General features: G+C 69.9%; 22 protein-coding genes. 11 read left to right on the top strand and 11 right to left on the bottom strand.

The window, feature by feature from the left end; genetic code table 11:
• Positions 1 to 10: 10 nt before the first annotated feature.
• Genes L3Q65_RS35645 through L3Q65_RS35635 form a run of 3 tightly spaced genes read right to left on the bottom strand, consistent with a single transcriptional unit; the run spans position 11 to position 3801 of the window.
• Entirely contained in the window at positions 11 to 1318 is a 1308-nt protein-coding gene (locus L3Q65_RS35645) for an amidohydrolase family protein (RefSeq protein ID WP_237597652.1), read from the bottom strand.
• Between the two features lie 30 nt (positions 1319 to 1348).
• Complete coding sequence (locus L3Q65_RS35640) at positions 1349 to 2002, bottom strand: response regulator transcription factor (RefSeq protein WP_182892954.1); 654 nt, start codon at positions 2000 to 2002, stop codon at positions 1349 to 1351.
• The gene (locus L3Q65_RS35635; protein ID WP_182892953.1) at positions 1999 to 3801 is read right to left on the bottom strand and encodes a sensor histidine kinase; all 1803 of its coding nucleotides are present in this window, start codon (positions 3799 to 3801) and stop codon (positions 1999 to 2001) included. The genes L3Q65_RS35640 and L3Q65_RS35635 overlap by 4 nt, the downstream gene beginning before the upstream one ends.
• 187 nt (positions 3802 to 3988) lie before the next feature.
• Here L3Q65_RS35635 and L3Q65_RS35630 point away from each other — a divergent pair, with 187 nt between their 5' ends.
• Both L3Q65_RS35630 and L3Q65_RS35625 read left to right on the top strand, forming a co-directional pair.
• On the top strand, positions 3989 to 4684 hold the full coding sequence (locus L3Q65_RS35630; RefSeq protein ID WP_037809043.1) for an ABC transporter ATP-binding protein: 696 nt from the start codon (positions 3989 to 3991) through the stop codon (positions 4682 to 4684).
• Positions 4681 to 6951, top strand: a complete 2271-nt coding sequence (locus L3Q65_RS35625) for an FtsX-like permease family protein (protein WP_237597651.1) — start codon at positions 4681 to 4683, stop codon at positions 6949 to 6951. The genes L3Q65_RS35630 and L3Q65_RS35625 overlap by 4 nt, the downstream gene beginning before the upstream one ends.
• A 338-nt stretch (positions 6952 to 7289) precedes the next feature.
• Here the strand turns inward: L3Q65_RS35625 and trmB are convergent, their stop codons facing one another.
• The 8 genes from trmB to L3Q65_RS35585 form a co-directional block, all read right to left on the bottom strand.
• Complete coding sequence (gene trmB, locus L3Q65_RS35620; protein ID WP_182892951.1) at positions 7290 to 7997, bottom strand: tRNA (guanosine(46)-N7)-methyltransferase TrmB; 708 nt, start codon at positions 7995 to 7997, stop codon at positions 7290 to 7292.
• A 20-nt stretch (positions 7998 to 8017) separates the two neighbouring features.
• Positions 8018 to 8512: a hypothetical protein gene (locus tag L3Q65_RS35615; protein ID WP_220507610.1), complete on the bottom strand. Its 495-nt coding sequence runs from the start codon at positions 8510 to 8512 to the stop codon at positions 8018 to 8020.
• Positions 8513 to 8727: 215 nt separating this feature from the next.
• Positions 8728 to 9471, bottom strand: a complete 744-nt coding sequence (locus L3Q65_RS35610; protein ID WP_182892950.1) for a hypothetical protein — start codon at positions 9469 to 9471, stop codon at positions 8728 to 8730.
• Positions 9468 to 10376: an ABC transporter ATP-binding protein gene (locus L3Q65_RS35605; RefSeq protein ID WP_182892949.1), complete on the bottom strand. Its 909-nt coding sequence runs from the start codon at positions 10374 to 10376 to the stop codon at positions 9468 to 9470. The genes L3Q65_RS35610 and L3Q65_RS35605 overlap by 4 nt, the downstream gene beginning before the upstream one ends.
• Positions 10377 to 10533: 157 nt before the next feature.
• Positions 10534 to 11280, bottom strand: a complete 747-nt coding sequence (locus L3Q65_RS35600; protein WP_182892948.1) for an ABC transporter permease — start codon at positions 11278 to 11280, stop codon at positions 10534 to 10536.
• A gap of 28 nt (positions 11281 to 11308) precedes the next feature.
• Positions 11309 to 12244 (bottom strand): ABC transporter ATP-binding protein, encoded by a 936-nt coding sequence (locus L3Q65_RS35595; protein ID WP_182892947.1) that lies wholly within the window; start codon positions 12242 to 12244, stop codon positions 11309 to 11311.
• Positions 12245 to 12479: 235 nt separating this feature from the next.
• A complete protein-coding gene (locus L3Q65_RS35590) occupies positions 12480 to 13136 on the bottom strand; it encodes a response regulator transcription factor (RefSeq protein ID WP_037364307.1) in 657 nt (218 codons plus the stop codon).
• Positions 13133 to 14344, bottom strand: coding sequence for a sensor histidine kinase (locus tag L3Q65_RS35585; protein ID WP_237600983.1), 1212 nt, complete (start codon positions 14342 to 14344; stop codon positions 13133 to 13135). The genes L3Q65_RS35590 and L3Q65_RS35585 overlap by 4 nt, the downstream gene beginning before the upstream one ends.
• Before the next feature lie 166 nt (positions 14345 to 14510).
• Between L3Q65_RS35585 and L3Q65_RS35580 the strand changes: the two genes are divergently transcribed.
• The 9 genes from L3Q65_RS35580 (at position 14511) to L3Q65_RS35540 (ending at position 23818) form a co-directional block, all read left to right on the top strand.
• Positions 14511 to 16055: a dynamin family protein gene (locus L3Q65_RS35580; RefSeq protein ID WP_182892946.1), complete on the top strand. Its 1545-nt coding sequence runs from the start codon at positions 14511 to 14513 to the stop codon at positions 16053 to 16055.
• A 32-nt stretch (positions 16056 to 16087) separates the two neighbouring features.
• Positions 16088 to 16681 carry a hypothetical protein gene (locus L3Q65_RS35575; RefSeq protein ID WP_067577726.1) on the top strand — a complete coding sequence of 198 codons (594 nt, stop codon included), beginning with the start codon at positions 16088 to 16090 and terminating at the stop codon, positions 16679 to 16681.
• A gap of 76 nt (positions 16682 to 16757) precedes the next feature.
• Complete coding sequence (locus tag L3Q65_RS35570; RefSeq protein ID WP_182892945.1) at positions 16758 to 17237, top strand: hypothetical protein; 480 nt, start codon at positions 16758 to 16760, stop codon at positions 17235 to 17237.
• A 7-nt stretch (positions 17238 to 17244) separates the two neighbouring features.
• Positions 17245 to 17847 (top strand): TetR/AcrR family transcriptional regulator, encoded by a 603-nt coding sequence (locus L3Q65_RS35565; protein WP_237597650.1) that lies wholly within the window; start codon positions 17245 to 17247, stop codon positions 17845 to 17847.
• A gap of 68 nt (positions 17848 to 17915) precedes the next feature.
• A complete protein-coding gene (gene grpE, locus L3Q65_RS35560; RefSeq protein ID WP_182892943.1) occupies positions 17916 to 18380 on the top strand; it encodes a nucleotide exchange factor GrpE in 465 nt (154 codons plus the stop codon).
• Complete coding sequence (locus L3Q65_RS35555; RefSeq protein ID WP_182892942.1) at positions 18377 to 20203, top strand: dynamin family protein; 1827 nt, start codon at positions 18377 to 18379, stop codon at positions 20201 to 20203. The genes grpE and L3Q65_RS35555 overlap by 4 nt, the downstream gene beginning before the upstream one ends.
• A 7-nt stretch (positions 20204 to 20210) precedes the next feature.
• A complete protein-coding gene (locus L3Q65_RS35550; protein ID WP_182892941.1) occupies positions 20211 to 20762 on the top strand; it encodes a hypothetical protein in 552 nt (183 codons plus the stop codon).
• A 100-nt stretch (positions 20763 to 20862) separates the two neighbouring features.
• Positions 20863 to 21558 carry a DUF6802 family protein gene (locus tag L3Q65_RS35545; RefSeq protein WP_182892940.1) on the top strand — a complete coding sequence of 232 codons (696 nt, stop codon included), beginning with the start codon at positions 20863 to 20865 and terminating at the stop codon, positions 21556 to 21558.
• A 439-nt stretch (positions 21559 to 21997) separates the two neighbouring features.
• The gene (locus tag L3Q65_RS35540) at positions 21998 to 23818 is read left to right on the top strand and encodes a phosphoenolpyruvate carboxykinase (GTP) (protein WP_182892939.1); all 1821 of its coding nucleotides are present in this window, start codon (positions 21998 to 22000) and stop codon (positions 23816 to 23818) included.
• Positions 23819 to 23864 lie beyond the last annotated feature (46 nt).

Genomic DNA, 23864 nt, shown 5'->3' with positions numbered 1-23864 from the left:
TTCGTGACTCTCAGGCCCGCAGCCGGGCGGCGGTGTCGGCCACCGCCGCCTGGATCTCGCGCCGGTCGACCCGCGTCGGCTCGGCCTCGGCGACAACCTGCTCGCCCGCGACCCACACGTCCCGCACCCGGCGCGACCCGGCGGCCCACACGAGGTTCGCCAGCAGCTGCTCGTCCGGCACGTCGAGACCGGCGGCGAAGGCCGGGTCGTCGAGGTCGACGTGCACCAGGTCGGCCCAGCGCCCCGGCTCCAGCACGCCGAGGTCGTGGCGGCCGAGCGCTTCGGCGCCGCCGCGGGTGGCCATCAGGAAGACGTCCTTCGCGGTCACCACGGTGGAATCGTCGTTGGCCAGCCGAGCCAGCATCGCCGTCAGCTGAAGCTCTTCCCACAGGTCGATGTCGTCGTTCGAGGCCGGACCGTCCGTGCCGAGCCCGATCGCGACCCCGGCCGCCCGAAGGTCCCTGATCCGCGCGATTCCGGACGCGAGCTTCGCGTTCGACCCAGGGCAATGCGCCATCCCGACCCCGCGGGCGGCGAAGATCGAGATGTCCTCGTCCGACAAATGCACCGCGTGCGCGGCCAGCGTCCGCCCGTTGAACATCCCCAGCGAATCCAGCAGCTTCGGAACCGACCCGAACTCCTTGCGCTGCTCCACATCCTCCGCGGCAGCCTCAGCAATGTGAATCTGCACCAAAGCACCCCGCGCAGCCGCGGACTCCGCGGTCGCCCGCAGCCCGTCCGGGTTCAGCATGTACGCCGAATGCGGTCCGTAACCCAGCTCGATCCGCTCCCCGGGACCGAACCGCAGCCCGTCGGCGTCGATCCACCGGTCGATCGCGGCCAGCGTCTCCCGCCAATCCAGCCCGGGCAGTTCGATCACCGGCGGCGCGACGAGCACCCGCCCGCCGGTCGCGAGCACCGCGTCGACGAGCTGCTCGCCTTCGAAATACATTTCCGCGCTGGTCGTCACGCCGTGCCGGAGCATTTCGACCGATCCGAGCAGCATGCCGGTGCGCACGTCCGCCGGCTTCAGCTTCGCCTCGGTCGGCCAGATGATCTCGCGCAGCCAGCGCAGCAGCGGCAGGTCGCCGCCCATGCCGCGCAGCAGCGTCATCGGGCTGTGCGCGTGCGAGTTCACCAAGCCGGGCAACAGGATTCCGGTCAGCCGGGTCACCTCGCCGGTGAACTCCGGCGCGCTCGAAGCCGGTCCGACGTAGGAAATCCGGCCCTCGTCGTCGACATCGACGACGGCGTCGCGGAGCAGCGAACAGGACGGGTCGGCGGGCAGAACAACCGGAGCATGGAATCGACGCGACATAACGAGATAGTACGGGCGTCCCAGTAGCGGTTAATCCACTACGCCGCTACGCCAGGCCCAAGCTGCGATTTCCACTCGGTTACGCGCGCCGACTTTGCCCTGCACCGAGGCCAAATGCGTCTTGACGGTCGACAGGGACAGGAACAGCTCCGCGCCGATCTCGGTGTTGGTGAGCCCGCGCGCGGCGGCCTTCACCACGTCCAGTTCGCGCGCGGTCAGCGGCTCCGACGGTGCGGGAGTCTCGCGTTTGGCGGTGGTCCCGCCGTCGAAATGCTTCAGCAGCCGCACGGTGATCTGCGGAGACACCAGCGCGTCGCCGCGATCGGCCGCGCGCACCGCTTCGATCAGCAGCGCCGGTCCGGCGTCCTTGAGCAGGAAGCCGCTCGCGCCGTTGCGCAGTGCGGTGTGCACGTATTCGTCGAGGTCGAAGGTGGTGACCACGACGACCTTCAGCGGGTCGGCGACGTCCGGCCCGGCCAGCTGACGGGTGACCTCCAGCCCGTCGAGGCCCGGCATGCGGATGTCCAGCAGGCAGACGTCCGGGCGCAGTTCGCGCGCCTTGGCGACCGCGGAGACCCCGTCCGGCACGTCCGCGACCACCTCGATGTCGTCTTGGGCGTCCAGGATCATGCGGAAGCCCATCCGCACCATTTCCTGGTCGTCCGCGATCAGTACCCGGATCACCTGTCAGTCTCCCCGTTCGCCTCGAGCGGCAGCCACGCCTCGACCCGCCAGCCGCCGTTCGGCTCGCGGCCTGCCGAAAGCCTGCCGTGCAGCAGCGCGACGCGTTCGCGCATGCCGACCAGACCGTATCCGCCCGACCCGCCCGGCGGACGATGCGTCTGCCCGCTGCCGTTGTCGGTCACCCGCAAGTGCAGTTCGCCGTCGACGACCTCGGCCAGCACGAGCGCCTCGGTGGCGTCCGAGGCGTGCTTGCCGACGTTGGTGAGCGACTCCTGGATCAGCCGCAGCGCGGACCGGCCGACCTCGTGCGGCAGGTTTGCCGGCAGGTCGAGCCGCAGCTGGGTCGGGATGCCGTGGTTGCCCGCGTCTACGAGTTTGCGCAGGTCAGCGGCCAGGTCAGTGGTCGCCTGCTCAGTGAACTCGCCCGACCCCGCCGGTGCGTCGCCCCGCATGCTGCGGACCAGGCGGCGCATCGCGGCGAGCGCCTCGACGCCCGCGTTCTCGATCCGGCCCATCGCCTCCAGCGCGAGCTCCGGGTTCTTCTCCCCCATCATCCGCGCGGCCTGCGCCTGCACGACGATGCCGGTCACGTGGTGCGCGACGACGTCGTGCAGCTCCCTGGCCAGCGCCATCCGCTCGGACGTCTGCGCGTCGGTGACCGCCGATTTCACCACCTGCGCGCGTTCGGAATCGCGGGAACGCAAGTAGAGGCCGATCGCGATGGCGATGCCGAGCAGCAGGACCGCGACGGTGGCGAGCATCCCGAGCGTGATCGGGTCGGTGAGCAGGCGGCCGGTGCGGTACTGGCTGAAGTTCAGGATCGTGCCGACCGCGACCACGCCGGACAGCAACGCGATCCGTGGCCACGCCCGGGCGAGCGGCACCGCGCGCACGACGTTCACGACCACGCCGAATGCGGCGACGATCTGGGTCGGCGGGATGCCGCCGAGCAGCTGATAGCTGTGGCTGGGATGCAGGAACGGCGTGGCGAGCGCGGAAAGCAGGAGAAGCCCGGCCACCACCAGGATCGAATCCCGTGGACGGCGCGGCGACAGCGCGGTCACCGCGGCGGCGCCGATCGAGCAGGCCAGCAGCGGGAAACCGCGGCTGCCGCTTTCGTAGGTGTAGCCGAATTCGATCAGCACCCCGATGCTGAGCATGCCGATCAACGGCCACTGTCCGCGCACCAGTTCGGTGAACCGGTGCATGGTGCGGAGGCGTTCCACCGTCACCGGGTCCCGTTCGCGGCGCGGGCGGCCGACCACGCCGGTGATCACCGTCCCGACGAGGAACAGGAACCCGAAGAGCATGGTCTGCGCGATGCTGCTGGCGCTCAGGTCGCGGTAGGAGCCGCGGCCGAACACCGCGGTGAGCGCGCCCATCACCAGCGCGCTGATCACCGCGAAGGCGACCCCGGGGCGGGCTCGGCGGGCGAGGAAATAGACCATCTCGATCCCGGCGACGAACTCGGTGACGGTCAGGTTCGCCAGCACGCTGGAGTACGTCGGGATGCCGAGATAGCGGATGACGAAGGTGCAGAACATCAGCGTCAGAGCGCCGAATACGCCCGCCACCGCCGCGCGTTTGCGCGCCCAGAACGCGCACGCCGCCATCGCGAAAACGCCGGGGAACAGGCCGAGGTCGACGAATCGCGGGCCGACGTTGTCGAGTGCCGCGTCGGTCACGAACACGAGGTCGAACGCCAGCGCGGCGAACAACACGAGCACGGACATGTCGAGGCGGCGGGCGAGTTCGGTCGCCCGCGCGGCAAGCGTTTTCGACGGCGGGGAGTGCGGCACACCGTGACGGTAGATGATTCGCGCCCGTGCGCACCTTGGCCACGTGGTTCGTCGCCATCGGCCGATCGGCCGATGGCGGCTCCGCGGTTACCGGCCGTCTGCCCGAAGTGGACACCCGCTCGAATCCGCGAAGCTGCCTTCCGTCGCAGTCGAAGACGAATGACGGAGACAGGGAGAGAGCTGGCGGATGACGAATCCACAGTGGAGCGCCGGACCGGTGTTGTCGGGGCGCGGGCTGGTGAAGCGCTACGGGCAGCAGCACGCGCTGGCCGGAATCGACATCGACGTCCAGCCGGGGGAAGCGATCGCCATCGTCGGCCCGTCCGGATCCGGCAAAACCTCGCTGCTGCACGTGCTGGCAGGCATCCTGCGCGCCGACAGCGGCGAGATCTGGTTGCAGGGACAGCGGATCGACCAGTTCGGTGAAAAGCGGCGCAGCGAACTGCGGCGCACCGAATTCGGTTTCGTCTTCCAGTCCGGAATGCTCGTGTCCGAGCTGACCGCGGAAGAGAATGTCGCACTTCCCTCGCTGCTGGCAGGCGGAACTCGTGGCGAGGCCATTGCCGCGGCACGGGAATGGCTCGGCAAACTCGGGTTGGCCGGCAAGGAAGCGCGCCGTCCTGGCGAGCTTTCCGGCGGCGAGGCGCAGCGCGTGGCGATCGCCCGCGCGCTCACCCACCGGCCGAAGGTGATCTTCGCCGACGAGCCGACCGGCGCGCTCGACACCCGCACCGGCCGCGAGACGATGGACGCATTGCTGGCCGCCGCGCAGGCGTCCGGCGCCGCGGTGCTCGTGGTGACCCACGACCGGGAACTCGCCGAATCGATGCCGCGCACCGTGGCGATCCGCGACGGCCTGATCGCGACGAGGCTCGCGGCATGAACCCGTTCCAGCTCGCCCTGCGGGTGCTGCGCGGCGACCGGCGGACCCGCACCTCGGCGATCCTCACCGCGGTCGGCGTCGCCGTCGCGACCGGGCTCGTCCTGCTGCTGGCGACCCTGCCGTACGCCACGCAGGCGCGCGAGCAGCGGGCGCTGTGGCAAAACAGCGGCCGCTACGACTCCGGCCAGCAGAACGCCCTGCTGGTCAACTCCTCCAAGGACTACTTCGACGGCAAGCAGGTCGCCCGCGTCGACATCGCGGTCACCGGCTCGGCCGACTCGCTGCGCCTGCCGCCGGGCATCCCGCAACTGCCCGGTCCCGGCGAGACGATCGTGTCGCCCGCGCTCGGGAAACTGCTCAACGCGACTCCGGCCGACCAGCTCGGGAACCGCTTCGGCAAACCGGTCGCCGCGTTCGGCGACGAGGCGCTGCGGTACCCGGAGCAGCTTGTCGCGCTCGTCGGGCACAGCCCGCAGGAGATGCGGCCGTACGGGCACAAGGATCAGCCTGGCCAGGACGCTTTCCCGGCCGCGGCCTTCCCGAACGGGCAGGGACATCCGGACAGCCTGCTGACGGTGCTGTCCTGGGTCGGCATCATCGTGCTGCTCGTGCCGAGCCTGGTGCTCGTCGCGTCGTCGGCCCGGCTCACCGCCGCCCGCCGCGAACAACGGCTCGCCGCGATCCGGCTGGCCGGTGCGACCCCTGGCCAGGTGACCGCGATGGTCGCCGCCGAAACCGGATTGTCCGCGGGCGTCGGCGCCTTGCTCGGGCTCTTGCTCAGCCCCGCGTTGCGCGGTTTGGCCACGTTCGTGCCGTGGGACGGCGGGACCTGGCTTGCCTCGGACTTCTCCCTTCCGGTGGCACTGACCGTGCTCGCGGTGCTGGTGGTTCCGCTGCTCGTGGTGCTCGCCGGGGTGCTCGGCCTGCGCCGGGTGGTGCGCACGCCGCTGTTCGCGACCGGCGGGCACGCCGTGAAACCGTTGCGCTGGTGGCGGCTGCTCGCGCTGCCCGCGGCCGGATTGTTCTTCTTCTACACCGTTTTCGGCGCACGCAGCGGAGGCAGTGGCAACCTGGTGCTGTTCGGCCTGCTGCTCGTGGTCGCCTCGGCGATGGTGGTCGGACCCTGGGTGACCTCCGCCGTCGGCGGCACGTTCGTACGGATCTGGCGGCGGCCGTCGTCGCTGCTGGCCGGACGTCGGCTGCGCAACGACCCGAAGGGTTCTTACCGGGCCTCAGCCGGGATCGTGCTCGCCGTGTTCACCGGATCGATGGCGCTCACCCTGCTGCCGTCGATCGAATCCCTCGCCGGCGGCGGACGCCAGTACGTGGACTCGGCGCTGTACGTCGACGTCACCGCGGACCGGGCCCCCGAAGCGACCGAGCGGACCAACGCCACGCTCGCGAAGGCCGGACTGTCCGAACGCGTCATCCCGGTGGCCAGCGTCTACGTGATGCAGGGCGAGGGGAACTACCGGTCGATGCAGCGCGCGTACGTCATGACCTGCACCGATGCCGCCAAACTGACCCGGCTCGGGATCACCCAGCAGGACTGCAAGCCCGGCGTCGGGCTGTACGCCCCGTACCAGCTGGACACGAACAACCTGCGAGTCGCGCGGTACGGCGGCGAGGACAGCACGGGCACCCCGCTCGGTGCGGTCAACCTGGGGACCTATCACCCGGAACGGCACAACAGCTTCGGCGAATACGTGATCGACCCGTCCGCGGTGCCGGCCGGGGTCAAAGCGAACCAGGTCACCCTGGTCGTGCCGACCGCCGAGACCAACCGCGAGATCGTGCGGACCGCACTGGTGCCCAACGCGGTCGGGGCGGAGATCGGCAGCCGCGAGCAGCACCTCTACGGACAGCAGGTGCAGCTCAGCGACCTGCGCCGGGTCACCGTGATCGGCCTCGTCGCAGCAGGCATCCTCGCTGGCTGCAGTGCGGCGGTCGCGACCGCAGGCTCGGTCATGGACCGCCGCCGGACGTTCGGAGCGTTGATGGCGGCAGGCACCCCGGTGCGGGTGCTTTCCCGGGCGTTGCGGATGGAAGCCGCACTGCCCGCGCTAGTGGCGACCATCGGTGCGGGCGTGGTGGGCGTCGCGGTCGGACTCGGGTTGTTCATGGCGACGATGGAACGGGGGTCGGTCGTGTTCAGCCCGTGGATCGCCGCGCCGGTGGTGCTGGGGATCGGGGTAGCCCTGCTCGGCGCGTCGGTCTGCACGCCCGCGCTGAAGCGAGTGCAGGCAGAACCACTGGCCGACGAATAACGGGCCGCCGCCCCTCGTCGGGGGAGGGGCGGCACCGGGGGTGAAGGAAGCGAAGGGCCGTTGCCGGGGATGGGAACCCGGTGACGGCCCTTCGTCAGTTTCGTCGCTTCGCTCGCTTCACCGACCGCCCAGCCTCGCGCGCCGCCAACCCGCCCCAATGCCACATTGGGTGCGCTCAACGCACCGAACGCCACATTGGGTGCATCTGACGCACCCAATGTGGCATTGGGGCACTTCAGAGCAGAGCCAGCGCATGGTCCCGCCGAGGTCAGGCCCAGCGCGTCAGCGCAAGATTCATCCGAGCCCAGGCCGCGATAGGCCCAAGAGCAAGCCCGAGATCAGCGCTTCTCGAAGATCAAATCGTGCGAAACCCGCCCCTCCCGGTCCGCCCGCTGTTCGAACTTCGTCACCGGCCGCCACTCCGGCCGCGGCGCCCAGCCGCCAGGCTCGTCCGCGTACCGGTTCCGCAACGCAGGCTCCGCCGAACAAACCTCCAGCATCTGCTCCGCGTAATGCTCCCAGTCAGTGGCCATATGGAACGTCCCGCCGGGAGCCAGCCGCGACGCGATCAACGCCACGAATTCCGGCTGCACGATCCGCCGCTTGTGGTGGCGTTTCTTCGGCCACGGGTCCGGGAAGAACAGCCGCACGCCGGACAGCGTTCCCGGCGAGACATGCGACGTCAGCAGGACCACCGCGTCGCCGTGCATGAGGCGCAGGTTTGTCACTCCGAGCTTCTCCGCGCGCAGCATGAGCTGCCCGAGCCCGGGGTCGTACACCTCGACGGCCACGTAGTTCAGCTCCGGCGCGGCGGCGGCCAGCTGCGAGGTCGTCTCGCCCATGCCGGAGCCGATCTCCAGCATCACTGGCGCCTCGCGGCCGAACCATGCCGTGAAGTCGACCGGTCCGGAAGGCAGTTCCGACACCGTCCGGCCGAGTCGCGGCCAGTGTTCTTCCCAGGCTCGCTGCTGGCCGACGGTCATCCGTCCGCCGCGTTTGACGTAGCTGACCACGCTGCGCAGCCGTGGCTGGTCCTCGTTTTCCACCCGGACAACATACGGGCGCGTCAGCGGACCGCTTCGAACTCCCCGAGCCGGGAGCGCAGTCCGGCGAGTCCGGCGACCGCCACCGGCTCCGGGGCGCGGGCGGAATGCGCGGGCAATACGTCGATCCAGCCGTCGTGCCGGTCGGTGTTCAGCACGGTCGTCGGGATGGAATGGCCGGACTTGCCGCGTTCGGACGGCATGAACTCCCAATACCCGGATTCGCCGTCGGCCGCCCACGGGACGAACTCCCAGCCCATCCGCTTGCCGAGCAGCTGCGCCACCCGGTCTTCGATGCGGAAGCCGAGTTCGCGCGATTCGAGCCGTCCGCTCGCGACCGCGCGCAGCCACCACGGCGCGGGCAGTGCGTCATCGGCTCCGCTCGCCCGCCGGTACAGCCCGAGCACCGCGTCCTCGGGCGCGCGATGCACCCACGCCTGGCGCAGTTCGGCGGGCCGGGTCGCGGGCAGCGCGAATCGCGGCAGTTCGATCGCCTGGGACCATTCGAGGTCCAGCATCGGCTCGAGCCGAGGGGTTGGTACCGCAGCGTCGCGGGAAACGAGTTGATCAACGTCCACCGTCACGGTTCACCTCCGGAGAGCTGAGACGGGGCTCTGCTGTGAATATCCGTGGCTTTCCGACAGTATGTCCGCTCCCTGTGAGAGAAGCCACACCGGTTTACGTGAATTTAATCCGAATGCCCGCCGCGCAATCGGGAATGTGCACGTGCAGGTCAGGCGTCCCGCCGATTCGCGGTGGCCACGCCCGCGGCGAACAACACCGCGCTGATCGCCGCGAAATACGCGAGATAACCCCACGGTCCGAAAGGCGGCGACAGTTTCAGCGTCGTCCTGGTGAAATCGCCACCGGCGAACTGCGAAGCGGCGTAGAACGGCATCCACTGGTAGAGATCGCTGCCGATCTTGGGAATCAGCAGCACCAGGCCCTCGACCAGCTGGGTCCACACGAGCACGATCGCCAGCGCCAGCGCGGAACTGCGCAGCAGCAGGCCGACGCCGACGCCGAGCAGCCCGGTCAGCGCGAAGGTCAGGATCTGGCCGAACACGATGCGCCAGTCCGCCCCGGAGTGCAGGCTGAGGTCGGCGTCCGGGCGCACGAGGTGTGCCATCCCCCACGAGCCGACGCCGGCGAGCAGGCCGAGCACCGCGCAGACCGCGCACACCACGGCGCCCTTGGCGAGCAGCGCGGGCGTCCGCGTCGGCACCGCCTGGAAGGTGAGCCGCAGCGTGCCCCAGCTGAAGTCGGCCGTCGCGGCGAGCACCGCGAGCACCAGCGCGACCGTGCGGCCGGTGCTCGTGGCGAGCTGAGTATTGCTCACGTCCGCGGTGATTTCGGCCCCGGAAAGCCCGAGGAACAACGCGGTGAACGCGATCGGCGCGGCCACCGCGATCAGCGCGCACCACCACGGCGCGCGAGTGCTGAAAAGTTTGATGCGTTCCGCCCGCAGCAGATTCACCGCGCACCTCCACTGGTGAATTCGGCCGCCTGGCCGGTCAATTCGAGGTAGGCGTGTTCGAGGGAACCGGCCAGTGGGCTCAGCTCGTGCAGCGTCGCGTGTGCGGCGTAGGCGAGTTCGCCGATCGCGTCACTGTCCAATTCGGACACCAGGAACGCACCGGAATCCTCGGTGAAAACCGCGCCCGCTTCGGTGAGCGCCTTTCGCAGCGCGTCGGCGTGCGGCGTGCGCACCCGGACCCCGCGCGATCCGGCGCGGGCCACGAAATCGGCCATCGTGCCCTGGTAGATCAGCTGGCCGCGGCCGATCACGACGAGATCCTGCGCGGTCTGCTCCATTTCCGGCAGCAGATGGCTCGACACGAACACCGTGCGGCCTTCCGCGGCGAGCCCGTGCAGCAGCTGGCGCACCCAGTGCACGCCCTCCGGGTCGAGCCCGTTGACCGGTTCGTCGAACAGCAGCACGCGCGGGTCGCCGAGCAGTGCGCTCGCGATGCCGAGGCGCTGCAGCATGCCGAGCGAGAACGTGCCCGCCCGCTTGCGAGCCACCGCGGACAGCCCGACGAGTTCCAGCACCTCGTCGGCGCGCCGGTCCGGCAGCCCGTTCGTCGCGGCCAGGAACCGCAGATGCTGACGGGCGGAACGGCCCGGATGCCGCCACGTCGCGTCGAGCAGCGCGCCGACCGTGCGCAGCGGATCGGACAGCTGCCGGTACGGCTTGCCCTCGATGTGCGCGGTGCCCGCGGTGGGCGCGTCGAGCCCGAGCAGCAGTCGCATCGTGGTGGATTTGCCCGCACCGTTCGGACCGAGGAACCCGGTGACGCGACCGGCTTCCGCGGTGAACGTCAGGTCCCGCACCGCGACGGTGTCGCCATAGGACTTGGTGAGTCCAGTCGCTTGGAGCACGCCGTCCCCCTTCTCGTGGACCCGAACTCTACCGAAACGGAAAGATCCGGGCCGCCCCCCGAATGGCGACCCGGATCTTGTTCCCTTTTCCCCTTTTTTCCCCTTGTTCGGCTCCGCCCGGCCCCCGCCTGACTCGTCCGAACGCCCCTGTGGGTCTTTACGCGTCGCGCTTCTTCGCGACGCCGATCGCGATGGCCAGCAGCACCACGGCCACCCCGGCGAAGTAGGCCAGCGAGCCCCACTGCGACAGGACCGCGTCCGGCAGGCCGGGGCCCCGCGAGGAAGCCGAACCGCCGAGGAAGCGCTCCGCGACGTTGAACGGCATCCACTGGTGGATCTTCGGGCCGACGGTCGGGATCAGCTGCACGAGGCTTTCCACTGCCAGCACGTAGATCAGCAGCAGCGAGAGCGCACCGGCGCTGTGCCGGATCAGCGTTCCGACGGCGACCGCGATCACCGCGGCGAAGGCGAACACCACGCCGACTCCCGCGACGTTGATCCAGTCCGCGGAGGTCTGCAGCGCCACCGAGTCCGACGGACGGATCGCGTAGCCCAGCGCCCACGCGCCGAAGGCGGCGATCTCGCCGATCACGAGCGACAGCAGCGCGACGACGGTGGCCTTGGCGACGAGCACGCTGCCCCGGTGCGGCACCGCCTGGAACGTGGTGCGGATCGTGCCGAAGCGGTATTCGGTGGTCACCGACAGCGCCGCCAGCACCATGATCACCGCGATGCCGAACTGGTGCCCGGCCTGGGTGTTGGCGACAGAGATCGTTTCCCCGCTCGGCAACGCGGTGGCCATGAGGCCGGCGAAGCCGACGGTGAGCGCGACGGCGATGAGGGCGCACCACCACGGCGACCGGGTGGTGAAGAGCTTGATGCGTTCGACCGCGAGCAAAGTCATGATTTTTCTCTTCCCAACGAGAGTGTGGTCAGCGGATGGCCGCGGCCTGCTGCGCCTCTGCCTCGAGCCCGGTGTGGTACTCGACGGAGTCGCCGGTGATCTGCATGAAGGCTTGTTCGAGCGAGCCGGTCTGCGGGCTCAGCTCGTGCAGCACGAGGTTCGCCGAAGCGGCGATCTCGCCGATCTTCGCACTGTCCATTCCGGACACAATGAGCGCTTCGCCGGCGTCGGTGACCTGTGCGCTGGCGGAGATCAGCTGCTGGCGCAGCGCCGGAAGCTGCGGCGAGCGCACCTTCACGGTGTTTTCCGCGGCCCGCGCCACGAATTCCTCAGTGGTGGACTGCGCGATCAGCTGGCCCTTGCCGATGACCACGAGGTCGGTCGCGGTGAGCGCCATCTCCGAAAGCAGGTGGCTCGACACGAACACGGTCCGGCCCTCGGCCGCGAGGCGCTGCATGAACTTGCGGATCCAGAGGATGCCCTCCGGGTCGAGGCCGTTCACCGGCTCGTCGAACAGCAGCACCTCCGGGTCGCCGAGCAGCGCCGCGGCGATTCCGAGCCGCTGCGACATGCCGAGCGAGAACCCGCCCGCCCGCTTGCCCGCGACGCTGGTGAGCCCGACGGTGTCGAGCACCTCCTCCACCCGCGCGGCCGGGATCCGGTTGGACCGGGCCATCCACTGCAGGTGCGCTCGCGCCGAGCGGTTGGGGTGCACCCATTTCGCGTCGAGCAGCGCGCCGACCGCGCGCAGCGGTTCCTTCAGTTCGTGGTAGAGCTTTCCCCCGATCCGGACCTGGCCCGCGGTCGGGTTGTCCAGGCCGAGGATCATGCGCATGGTCGTGGACTTGCCGGCGCCGTTCGGGCCGAGGAATCCGGTGACTTTCCCCGCTGCCACGCTGAACGACAGGTTGTTCACCGCGAGCGTGCTCCCGTAACGCTTGGTGAGACCTGTTGCCTCGATCATCCCCTGCTCCCTCTACGGCGGTGCTAACGGAATTCATCCTGTCTCAGCGCGGCCGTTTTCGCGTCATCCTGTGGATCGAACCGGCTACCCGACCTGAGTAGTACTCAATCGTGTCCCAGGGTGGAGCGGGATGGGGGATGCCCCTGAGCCGACCCTGAACTTTGCCCGATCCGCGCGGACCCCGCTACGAAATCCGCAGCGGGGTCCGGTGTGGACAGTGTCCGAATTGGACGCTTCAGCCGATCCCCGGCCGGGCGAGCCCGGTCTCGTAGGCGAGGACGACCGCCTGCACGCGGTCGCGCAGGTCGAGCTTCGACAGGATCCGCCCGACGTGTGTTTTCACCGTAGCCTCGGAAAGGAACAACGTCTCGGCGATTTCGACGTTCGACATGCCTTTCGCGATCAGCACGAGCACTTCGCGTTCGCGGTCGGTCAGCACGTCGAGTTCGGCCGGATCGCGCATTTCCGAACCGCCGGCGCCGACGAACCGGTCGAGCAGCCTGCGCGTGACCGAGGGCGACATCACCGCGTCGCCGTCGGCGACCGAACGCAGCGCGGACACCAGGTAGTCCGGCTGGGTGTCCTTGAGCAGGAAGCCGGACGCGCCGCCCTGCAACGCGGCGTAGACGTACTCGTCGAGGTCGAAGGTGGTCATCACGAGCACCCGCGCGGTACCCGCCGCGACGATCTGCTTCGTCGCCTCGACGCCGTCGAGCACCGGCATCCGCACGTCCATCAGCACCACGTCGGGCCGCAGTTCGGCGGCCATCCGCACGGCTTGCGCGCCGTCGCCGGCCTCGCCGACCACGTCGATGTCGGCCTGCGCGCCCAGCACCATCCGGAACCCGACGCGCATCAGTTCCTGGTCGTCGACGACCACCACTCGGATCACGAGTTCAACCTAACCGGCAGCACCGCTCGCACCTGCCAGCCACCGCCGGCGGCGGGGCCTACCTCCAGTGTCCCGCCGTACACGTGCGCCCGCTCCCGCATCCCGATCAGCCCGTTCCCGCCCGCGACCGACAGCCGCGGCACCGGCTGCCGGGCCGTGATCGCCGGCCCGGCCGTCGCCGCAGCCCCGTTCGCGCCGACCTGTTCGAGCCGCCGCGCGCGTCCCGCGCCGTCGTCGCGCACGACCACCTCGACCTGGTCGCCGGTCCGCCGCACCCGGACCGCGGCGCTCGCCCCGGCCCCGGCGTGCTTGAGCGTGTTGGTGAGCGATTCCTGGACGATCCGGTAGATCCCGAGCGACACCCCGGCGGGCAGTTCGTCCAGCCCGTCGCCGAGAGCGAGGTCGACTGGGACGCCCGCGGCGCGCATCCGGTCGGCGAGGTCGCCCAGCGCGGTCGCGTCCGGCTGCGGCACCCGCGGTTCGTCGTCGCCGCGGTCGTTGCGCAGCACGTCGAGCAGCCTGCGCAGTTCGCCGAGCGCGCCGCGGCCGGTTTCGGAGATCGTCCCGAGCGCGCGTCCGGCCAGCTCCGGATTCGATTTCAGGGCGAGCGCCGCGCCGTCGGCCTGCACGACCATCACGCTCACCGAATGCGCCACCACGTCGTGCAGTTCCCTGGCGATCCGGCCGCGCTCCTCGGCCACCGCGATGCGCGCGGCCTGGTCGCGTTCGGTCTCCAGCAGATGCAGCCGGGCCTCCAGTTCGCGCTGGTAGGCGCGGCGGGCGTACATGAATTCGCCGAGCAGCCAGCAGAAGGCGATGGTGAAGGCGCTGAACACCAGCTGGGCCAACATCGACGGCTCGGGTTTGACGATCGCGGTGACGACCATGGCCACGACGAACGCGCCGCCGTAGATGAGCCCCTGTTTCCGGCCGACGTAGACCTGGACCGAGTAGAGGCTGATCGCGAGCGCGGCCAGCCCGGAAACCCCGAGGTCGAGCGCGCCGTGCGCGTAGGAGATGACGTAGGCGGCGTACGCGGCGATCAGCGGCCGTTTGCGGCGGAACACCAGCGGCGCGACCACCGCGAGGTCGATCGGGACCGCGACGAACCACTCCGGTCCGGGCAGTTCGGGGTCGACGCCGCCGCTGGCGAACATCAGGATGTCGAACGCGGCGAGCAGGAACGCCAGCAGCGAGTCGCCCACCATCGGGTGGCCACGCATCCACAGGCTGAGCCGTCGCACGACTCAACAGTAGGTCGCGGCGCGGGCGGCCGCGTCGGCCCCGGGTAGCACCTTCGGTGCGACCGAAGGATGACCGGCATGCGACGATTCCTGCTCAGGTGAGCGAACGAGCCGGAAGGGGGCCGGGGCGGTGACGGCAGCGGCGGAACGGGGACGGCTCGCCGGCCCACTGTCCGCGTCGGTGGCGGAGCTGTGCCACCGGCTGCGGTCCCAGGTGTCCCCGCGCACCGCCGCCGGGTTCGCCGAGGTGCTGCGCAGGCTTGGCGCGCCGCTGCAGGTCGCGGTCGCCGGGCGGATCAAATCGGGCAAGTCGACGCTGGTCAACGCGTTGATCGGGCGGCTGGTCGCGCCCACCGACGTCGGCGAGTGCACGCGGCTGGTCACGCGGTTCCAGTACGGCACCGTCGACCGCGTCGAGGTGGTGTTCCTCGACGGTCGCAAGCAGGTGCTGCCGTTCGCCGCGGACGGGTCGATCCCGGCCGAGCTCGGCGTCGACATCTCCGAGGTGTCGCACCTCGAGGCTTACCTCACCAACGCGGTCCTGCAGGACATGACGGTGATCGACACCCCCGGTCTCGGCTCGCTGGACGCCGCTTCGGTGTCGCGGACCGAGCAGCTGCTGGGCGCGGCCGAGCAGGACGAGGGTTCCGACGACCTCGACGACACTTCGCGCAACGCCGTCGCGGGCGCGGAGGCCGTGCTGTACGTGGTGACCCAGGGCGTGCGCGCGGACGATCAGCAGGCGCTGGCCGCGTTCACCGCCGCGACCGCGAGCCGGGACGCGGGTCCGGTCAACGCGATCGCCGTGTTGAACAAGGCGGACACGATCGTCGCGGAAACTGTCGAAGGCTCCGGCGGAGACGTCTGGAAGGCCGCGCAACTGCTCGCCGAGAAGCAGGCCGCGACGCTGAAGCCGCGCGTCGCGGACGTGCTGCCGGTGATCGGCCTGATCGCCGAATCGGCCGAGTCCGGCGGGTTCACCTCCGCCGATGCCGAAGCGCTCGGCCAGCTCGCCGCGCTCGACGACGACGTCCTCGAAACGATGCTCATCGCGGCCGACATCTTCACCAGCTGGGAGTGCGACATCCCGACCGGAATCCGGTTGCGGCTGCTGGAGAAACTCGATCTCTTCGGAATCCGCTGCGCGGTCGAGAAGATCCGCGCGGAACCGGAGATCACCGCGGGAGCGTTGCGGCGCAAGCTCCTCGACATCTCCGGACTCGACGCGGTCCGCCGCCGGCTGTCGATCGTCTTCGCCGCGCGCGCGGACGGGATCAAGGCCGCGGCCGCGCTGGCGTCGGTGACCGCGCTGGCACACGCGTCCGGCGACCCGGGCGAACGGCAGCGCGTGCACGACGCGATCGAGGTGCTGCTGGCCCGTCCGGAAGCGCATCAGCTGCGGTTGCTGGAAGCGTTGACGCTCGTCGCGTCGGGGGCGGTCGAGATGCCGGAAGACCTGGCCGAAGAGGTGCTTCGGGTCGGCAGCAACGCCGACATCGGCGCGCAGCTCGGCCTTCCCGGGGCCCCGCGTCCGGAGCTGGCGGCGCACGCGCTGGAACGCGCGGGCTGGTGGCGGTCTTTCGCGTCTTTCGGCGCGACCCCGGCGCAAAGCCGCGTGGCCCACGTCGTGCACCGCGCCTATTTCCTGATCTGGCAACAGATTCGCGAACAGTAAACAACTCGTCCGCGACGCGTAGGCTGAATGTCGTGCGGCTGGAGGACACCACCTCGTGGCGGGTGAACTGGGGGAGCGACCACGACGTCGACGTGGCGTTGTTCCTCCGGGACGTGCTCGCGCTCTCGATCGCCGACGGCCAGCTGCTGCCGCCGGTGGAACCCGCGGTCCCGGTGCACGTCCCGCCCGCTCTCGACCGCGCGGCGGTGCAGGCGCAGTGGGAACCGTGGTGGAACGGCCTGCTGACCTTCCTCCGCGAGCGCGGTTCCGCGCGCACCCGCCGGAAAAGCCCCGCTCCCGGCGACGGTTCGGCGATCGACCTCGCGGCACAGCACTTCGCGCCCGCCGCCGCTGAACACTTCGCCGCCGCCCGCCGTCCGGTCTCGTCCGGCTTCCACCGCCGCCAGATCCTCGCCGGGGAACGGCTGGGCCGCCTGGTCCGCGAGACCGAGGTGGAGCTGGGCCGTCGCGCCCGCCCGTTCCGGCTGTCGGTGCTGGAGATCCCGGTCGCGGGCCGGGTGTGGCTGCGGACGGCGGAGCACCAGCTGCTGGTGTCGTCCCGGCTGGCCGCGGACGTCCCGGCGCTCGACCAGGCCATGCGCTCGCTGATCCACGAACTCGCCTGACCTCCCCCGGCGAGTACTTCACTGCGGACCAGGCCGGGTATTCATAAACCGAGTACTCGGTCTAATATTGCTCGGCATGGAGACAGTGGTCGACGAACCGGCGTGGGTGCGCCGCGGGTCCTGGCTGGCCTGCCCTGCCGCCGGGGCGCTGCTGGGCTGGGGCGTGCAGGCGCTCGCCGACTGGATCACGTCGTTGCCGTGGTTCCCGGTGCAGGGCCCGTTCCGGCTGCTGCACCAGATCCCGCAGCCGTGGCGGCTGATCGGCGCGGTCGTCGTCGGTGTGCTGCTCGGGGTGGGGTTCGCCTGGATGTGGGCGTGGGACCGGCTGATCGTCACGGTGTCCGCAACCCGCGTCACCCTCGAACGGCGCGAACGCCGCCGGCGCATCGACACTCCCCTCGCCGCGGTGTTCGTCGACGACGGCAAACTCGTGCTGCTCGGCGAGAACGACCGGGAGATCGCCAGGGAGAAGACAGACCTCTCCAGGCGGCAACTGGCCGAAGCGTTCACCGCGCATGGCCGCCCCTGGCTCGACGAACCACCGCCTGAGCGATGATGTCCCCGTGGTGAGGACGGTCGATCCGGAGAAGCACGCGGCGAAACGACGCGCGATTCTCGACGCGGCAGCCGGGTGCTTCGCGCGCGACGGTTTCGAAAAGACCTCCACCGCGGACATTTGCCGCGCCGCCGGGATCAGCTCCGGCAGCCTGTTCCACTACTTTCCCAGCAAGCGCGCGGTCTTCGTCGGCATTTTCGAGGCGGACACCGCCGACAACGAGGAACTGCTCGCCACCGCGGTGGAAATGGCCGACCCGTGGGAAGGCGTGCTCGCGGTGGTCGCGCGGATGACGTCGGCGATCGTCCTGCCCGGCGTCGTGCGGCTGATCCTCGAAGCGGCCGCGCAGGCCGCCCGCGATCCGGAGTTCAACGAGCTGATCCGCAGCAACGACGACGTCATGCGCGTCGGCCTCGTGGGATTGATCGAACGCGGCGTCCGGACCGGCCGGTTCTCCCCCATGCTGGCCCCGGCCGACGCGGGAAACTGGGTCGTCGCACTGGTCGACGCGCTGCTTTCCCGCGCGAGTCTCGATCCCGGCCTGGACGTCGAGCACGAGCAGGCGGTGCTGCGGCAGTTGCTGACCCGGATTCTCGGCCCGTCTGAGTGATCCGCCCCCGCCGCGCGGCGCGGTACCGCAAACTGGTGGAATCACGAGACGACCAGGGGAGGGTCTCCATGGCGTGGTTCGGCCACGAGGAAGCTGCCGACGCGGCCGAAGCGCCGACCGGCGAGATCAGCGCGGAGGCTCTCGCGCGGATCATCGCCGAGGCGGACGGAACCGCCGCGGCGGCGGATGCGTCGGATCCCGATGTGGACCTCGTAGCTGCCCCGGGTGACCTCGAACGCGCGCTTTCCGACCGGCAGGCGCTCATCCAGCTGTGCCTGTACGCGCTGGACCGCGCCCGCAGCAGCGGCGTCGTGGAACGGCTCGAACACGGGCTCGCCGCCATCGGCGTCACCGCGTTGCGCGCCGAGGGCGAACGCTTCGACCCGGCTCGCCACGAGGCGGGCGGTGCGGTGCCCACCGACGATCCGGAGCTGGAAGGCGTCGTCGCGGAGACCGAGGTCGTCGGGTTCGCCGACCAGGACCGGCTGCTGCGCGCGCCGATCGTCACCGTCTACGCGAAGCGGGCGCAGTGACCGCACCGACGCTTCCCGCACAGGTCCAGGCCGCTCGCGAACAGCTGCTGGGCGTCGTCCGCGAGGCGGATCCGCAGGCCGCGAAGTGGGTCGAGGACCAGCGCAAGGCCCGTTCGGAGAAACCGTCCGTGGTGGTCGTCGGCGAGACGAACCGCGGGAAGAGTTCGCTGGTCAACGCCCTGCTCGCGACCCCGGGACTGTCCCCTGTGGACGCTGACGTGGCCACCGCGACCTACCTCGTTTTCGAGCACGCGCAGCAGTGGGGCGCGCAGGCCTGCTACCCCGGCCAGCTGGCGTCGGTCCCGTTCGAGCTGACGCAGCTGGTCGACTGGGTGTCCGCCTCGCACGAACTGCCGCCGGGACAGCTGCCGCCGCGCTACGTCGAGGTGTCCGGCCCGGTCCCGCTGCTGGAACGGCTGACTCTGGTCGACACCCCCGGCGTCGGCGGGCTCGATTCGCTGCACGGCGAACTCGCGAAGGAAGCCGCCGCTGGCGCGACCGCGCTGGTGTTCGTGGTCGACGCGTCGGCCCCGTTCACCTCCACCGAGCTGCAGTTCCTGCGCGAGGTCGCGGACCGGGTCGAGACGGTGGTGTTCGTACTGGCCAAAACCGACGCCTTCCGCGGCTGGCGCGAGATTCTGGAAGCCGACCGGCAACTGCTCGCCGAACACGCGCCGCGCTTCGCCGACGCGGTCTTCCACCCGGTGTCGGCCCGCGTGTTCGAGACCGCCGCGAAAGCGCCGAACGCGCAGGTCGCCGCGATGCTGCGGGAGAAGTCCGGCATCGCGGCGGTGCAGGTCGCGCTGCAGGAACTGCTGGTCGGCCGGTCGATGATGCTCAAGGAAGCCAACACACTCCGCTCGCTGTCGAGCGCGCTGGCCGGGATCAAGGCGAAGCTGCAAGCGGAAAGCCGTGCGTTGTCAGCCGGCGAAGCGGAAGCCGAACAACTCCGCGCCCGCCGCGACGATCTCCAGTCCCAGCGCCGCACCTCCACCCGCGGCTGGCAACTGCGGTTGCGCGGCGAAATCCAGCGCACTCGGGTCGAGGTCGGCCACGAGAGCAGCCGCGAAATGCGCGAGGCACAGGCGCATTTCCGCCAGCGGATCGACGCGGCCAAACGCGACGAACTGGCCGCGCTGCCGCAGGAAGTCGACATCGCACTGCAGACCGCGTCGCAGCGGGTGTCGATGCAGCTGTCGCAACGGCTGAACCAGGTGACGAACACAGCGTTGTCGGAGCTGTTCTCCGCCGAAGAACTCGACGTGATCCGCGCTCAGTTCGCCCGCGCCGGCGGCCCGCCGGTCGTGTTGCGCCCGCCGGACAAGAAACCGCCGACCGCCGAAGACAAACTGCTGGTGTTCATGGGTATTTCCGGCGGCGTCGGTGCCGGAAAGATCGCCGCGTTGCCGTTGGCAGGCGTCGCGATCCTCAACCCGGTCGTGCTTCCGGCGACGATCGTGATCGGCCTCGGCGCGGGCTGGTGGATGGCGCGCACGCGCAAGCACGCGTCGGACAAACAGCATCTGAAGCAATGGCTGGTCGAAGCGATCGCCGACGCCCGCTCGACGCTCGACCAGCTGATCGCCGAACAGCTCATCGAGGCTGAGCAGCAGCTGTCGCTCGCCCTCGACGAGGCACTGGGCCGCCGCATCGAGGCGATCGAGGCGGAGCTGAAGGAGGTGGACCAGACGATCAAGATGAGCGCGCAGGAGCGGGCGAAGAAGATCGCGATCGTCTCGAAACGCCTCAAGGACGTGACCGAAGGCCATACCCGGGCCGAAACGCTGCTTTCCCGCATCCGCACGGTCCGCGATCGGGCATGATCAGCGGGTGACGTACGGACCTGGATCTCCGCAACCTCCGCAGTGGGGAGCACCGCCGCCCGCTCCGCAGTGGGGCGGGCCGCCGCCGCAGCAGTGGCAGCCGCCGCAACCGCCGAAGAAGCGCCGCCGGACCGGACTGATCATCGGGACCTGCCTCGGTGCCGTAGTGCTGCTCGCTGGCGGCGGTTTCGCCGTCTTCATCGTCGCGACCGACGACAGCGTCGAGGTGCATCGCCCGGCAGGCGGGCCCGAAGTCGTCGTCCAGGCTTACGTCGACGCGGTCAACAAGCGCGACCCGATCGGCCTGCAGAACGTCAACTGCCACGCCTCCAGCGAGTACCCAGCGACGCGGTCGGTCGAGGGATTCATCCGGGACAACGTCCGGATCAGCCTCGGTAAGCCGACCACCGGCCCCGGTGCCGGCGCGTTCTTCGAGGCCGAGGTCAGCCGAGCCGCGCATCCGCCGACGACCACGCGGCTGGAGCTGAACCGGGAGGAAGCCGGGACCTGGTGCGTCTTCGTCACCGGCCACGGCCTTCCGCCCGACTTGCCGCCGTGAGCAGGCGGTGATCGGCTTGTGGACGGGAACCGAACCGGCCTAACGTGAGTCATACCGAGCGAGAAACGGCAGACCCGGCGTACCAAAGGGGGACCAACCCATGTGGGTCGACGAGAGCGGCGGCACCGACGCGACTGGCCCGGAGGCCTTGACCGTCCACGTCGACGGCCAGGAGTACCAGGCCGAGGTCAACTACGACACCGACCACGACGGGGTCTCCGACACCGCGGTCGTCGAGCACGACGACGGCACCGCGCAGGCGTTCGCCGACACCGACCACGACGGCGTCGCCGATCACTACGCGGTGCTCGATTCGACCGGGCACGTCGTGGACCAGGCGGTTTACGACGAGCAGAGCGGCAGCTGGGTCGAATCCGGCCACGGCCAGTCCGGCTCCGACGGCACCGACCCGCATTCGCAGGACACCTCGACCACCGGGCACATCCACGCCGACCTTCCGGACGGCAACGTCGACGCCGGGGTCGCCACCATCGACACCGATCACGACGGGCACAACGACACCGCCGTGGTCGAGACGAAGTCCGGCGGCACGATCGCGTTCACCGACACCAACGGCGACGGCCAGGCCGACGTCGCGGTGCAGGTCGGCGCGGACGGCTCCACCCACACCTTCGAGCACACCGGCCAGGGCCAGTGGACCGAGACCGACGGCGGCTCGAACCACGCGGCGGCCGACCCGGGCAGCGATTCGGCCTGGGGCGGCGAGGGCGCGCAGCTGCTCAGCGGCGTCGCGAAGATCGACAGCGGAACCGGGCAGTGGATCAGCCCCAACTGAGTCCGCGGTAACTGACGTCACACGAGAACGGGCCCGGCCGCGCGCCGGGCCCGTTTCGTCGTTTCCGGCACCGCCACGTCCTGGCGTCATCCGCCCGCGTCCGGCGAACCGGCGCCCGGCAGCGTGCCCGCAAGATCAGGACTGATCAGACCGGCTCCCGGCATCGGGCACGAATGCGACGCGGGCCACGCGGAAAGATTTTCGGCGCTGGCCCGTTCCGGTGAAACTGAATCGATTCCCTTATCGTTCTTGTGAGAGAACCGACAGGTCAGCTCTCGGTTACCTGCCGTCCATCCGGCTACAGTCGGGGAATCCCAAAACCCGCACACCGGTCTTCCGCCGGTGTGCGAAGCCATTCGGTCGCCGGCAACGAAGCCCGCACCAAGAACACTGTCGTTCGCGGTGTGGGCTCTTTTGTCGTCGGAAGTCAGGAGTAGAGATGACCGCAGTCGCCATCCCCGGACTGGACAACGCGCCGACGACGCACAGTGGCGTGCTGTCCTGGGTCCGGGAGGTCGCCGAGCTGACCACCCCGGACCGCGTGGTGTGGGTCGACGGGTCTGACGAGGAAGCCGCCCGGATCAACCAGGAGCTGGTCGACGCCGGCACCTTCGTGAAGCTGGACGCGAAGCCGAACTCCTACTGGGCCACCTCGGACCCCGGCGACGTCGCGCGGGTCGAGGACCGCACCTTCATCTGCTCGAAGGAGGAGAAGGACGCGGGCCCGACGAACAACTGGGTCGACCCGGCCGAGATGAAGGCCACCATGACCGAGCTGTACCGCGGCTGCATGGCGGGCCGCACGATGTACGTGATCCCGTTCTGCATGGGTCCGCTCGGCGACGAAAACCCCAAGCTGGGCATCGAAATCACCGACTTCGCCTACGTCGTCGCGTCGATGCGCGTGATGACCCGGGCAGGCAAGGCCGCGCTGGACAAGTTCGTCAAGGCCGACGGCACCGAGGCCGAGTTCGTGCCCGCGCTGCACTCGGTCGGCAAGCCGCTGGCCCCGGGCGAGAAGGACGTCGCCTGGCCGTGCAACGAGACCAAGTACATCTCGCACTTCCCGGAGGAGCGGCTGATCTGGAGCTACGGCTCTGGCTACGGCGGCAACTCGTTGCTGGGCAAGAAGTGCTACTCGCTGCGCATCGGCTCGGTCATCGCCCGGGACGAGGGCTGGCTCGCCGAGCACATGCTGATCCTCAAGCTGATCTCGCCCGAGGACAAGGTCCACTACGTCGCGGCGGCGTTCCCGAGCGCCTGCGGCAAGACCAACCTCGCCATGCTGCAGCCGACCATCCCGGGTTGGCGCGCGGAGACCCTCGGCGACGACATCGCGTGGATGCGCTTCGGCGAGGACGGCCGCCTGTACGCGGTGAACCCGGAGTTCGGCTTCTTCGGCGTCGCGCCGGGCACCGACAACCACACGAACCCGAACGCCATGCGCACCATCGAAAAGGGCAACACGGTCTTCACGAACGTGGCGCTCACCGATGACGGCGACGTGTGGTGGGAGGGCATGGAGAACAAGCCCGCGCACGCCACCTCGTGGAAGCACCAGGACTGGACGCCCGACTCGGAGGAGAAGGCCGCCCACCCGAACTCGCGTTACTGCGTGCCGATGTCGCAGTGCCCGATCCTCGCGCCGGAGTGGGACGACCCGAAGGGCGTGCCGATCTCGGCGATCCTGTTCGGCGGCCGGCGCAAGACGACGGTGCCGCTGGTGAACCAGGCTCGCGACTGGCAGCACGGCGTGTTCATGGGCGCGACCATGTCGTCGGAGACCACCGCCGCGGCGGTCGGTGCGGTCGGCAACGTGCGCCGCGACCCGATGGCGATGCTGCCGTTCCTCGGCTACCACGCCGGTGACTACTTCAACCACTGGCTCGACCTCGGCAAGAACGCCGACGCGAACAAGCTGCCGAAGATCTTCTACGTCAACTGGTTCCGGCGCGGCGACGACGGCCGCTTCCTGTGGCCGGGCTTCAGCGAGAACTCGCGCGTGCTCAAGTGGGTGCTCGAGCGCGTCGAGGGCAAGGGCAACGCGGTCGAGACGCCGATCGGGTTCGTGCCGAACGCCGAGGACCTCGACCTCGACGGCCTTTCCGAGCCGGTCGAGGACATCCAGGCCGCGCTGGAGGTCCGCAACGAGGAGTGGCGCGAGGAACTGCCGCTGATCGAGGAGTGGTTCGCGAAGATCGGCGAGGTGCCGTCCTCGCTGCGGGACGAGCTGGACGCGCTGGCCCAGCGTCTGGGCTGACGCCACAGCTGCGGTAGGAAGGGGACGTTCGCACCGGGCGCGGACG

Origin of the sequence: Amycolatopsis sp. FU40, from assembly GCF_021903635.1 — a bacterium.
Lineage (GTDB): Bacteria > Actinomycetota > Actinomycetes > Mycobacteriales > Pseudonocardiaceae > Amycolatopsis > Amycolatopsis dendrobii.
The sequence above is the reverse complement of the archived record's forward strand: the minus strand, read 5'-3'. Positions and strand labels throughout refer to the sequence as shown.

What these genes read in the sequence shown, in the direction of transcription:
- L3Q65_RS35595 (WP_182892947.1), bottom strand. Translation starts at nt 12,244, where the DNA reads ATGATCGAGGCAACAGGTCTCACCAAGCGTTACGGGAGCACGCTCGCG.
- L3Q65_RS35585 (WP_237600983.1), bottom strand. Translation starts at nt 14,344, where the DNA reads ATGGTGGGCGACTCGCTGCTGGCGTTCCTGCTCGCCGCGTTCGACATC.
- L3Q65_RS35630 (WP_037809043.1), top strand. Translation starts at nt 3,989, where the DNA reads ATGACGAATCCACAGTGGAGCGCCGGACCGGTGTTGTCGGGGCGCGGG.
- L3Q65_RS35570 (WP_182892945.1), top strand. Translation starts at nt 16,758, where the DNA reads ATGGAGACAGTGGTCGACGAACCGGCGTGGGTGCGCCGCGGGTCCTGG.
- grpE (WP_182892943.1), top strand. Translation starts at nt 17,916, where the DNA reads ATGGCGTGGTTCGGCCACGAGGAAGCTGCCGACGCGGCCGAAGCGCCG.
- L3Q65_RS35600 (WP_182892948.1), bottom strand. Translation starts at nt 11,280, where the DNA reads ATGACTTTGCTCGCGGTCGAACGCATCAAGCTCTTCACCACCCGGTCG.
- L3Q65_RS35645 (WP_237597652.1), bottom strand. Translation starts at nt 1,318, where the DNA reads ATGTCGCGTCGATTCCATGCTCCGGTTGTTCTGCCCGCCGACCCGTCC.
- L3Q65_RS35540 (WP_182892939.1), top strand. Translation starts at nt 21,998, where the DNA reads ATGACCGCAGTCGCCATCCCCGGACTGGACAACGCGCCGACGACGCAC.
- L3Q65_RS35625 (WP_237597651.1), top strand. Translation starts at nt 4,681, where the DNA reads ATGAACCCGTTCCAGCTCGCCCTGCGGGTGCTGCGCGGCGACCGGCGG.
- L3Q65_RS35545 (WP_182892940.1), top strand. Translation starts at nt 20,863, where the DNA reads ATGTGGGTCGACGAGAGCGGCGGCACCGACGCGACTGGCCCGGAGGCC.
- L3Q65_RS35615 (WP_220507610.1), bottom strand. Translation starts at nt 8,512, where the DNA reads ATGCTGGACCTCGAATGGTCCCAGGCGATCGAACTGCCGCGATTCGCG.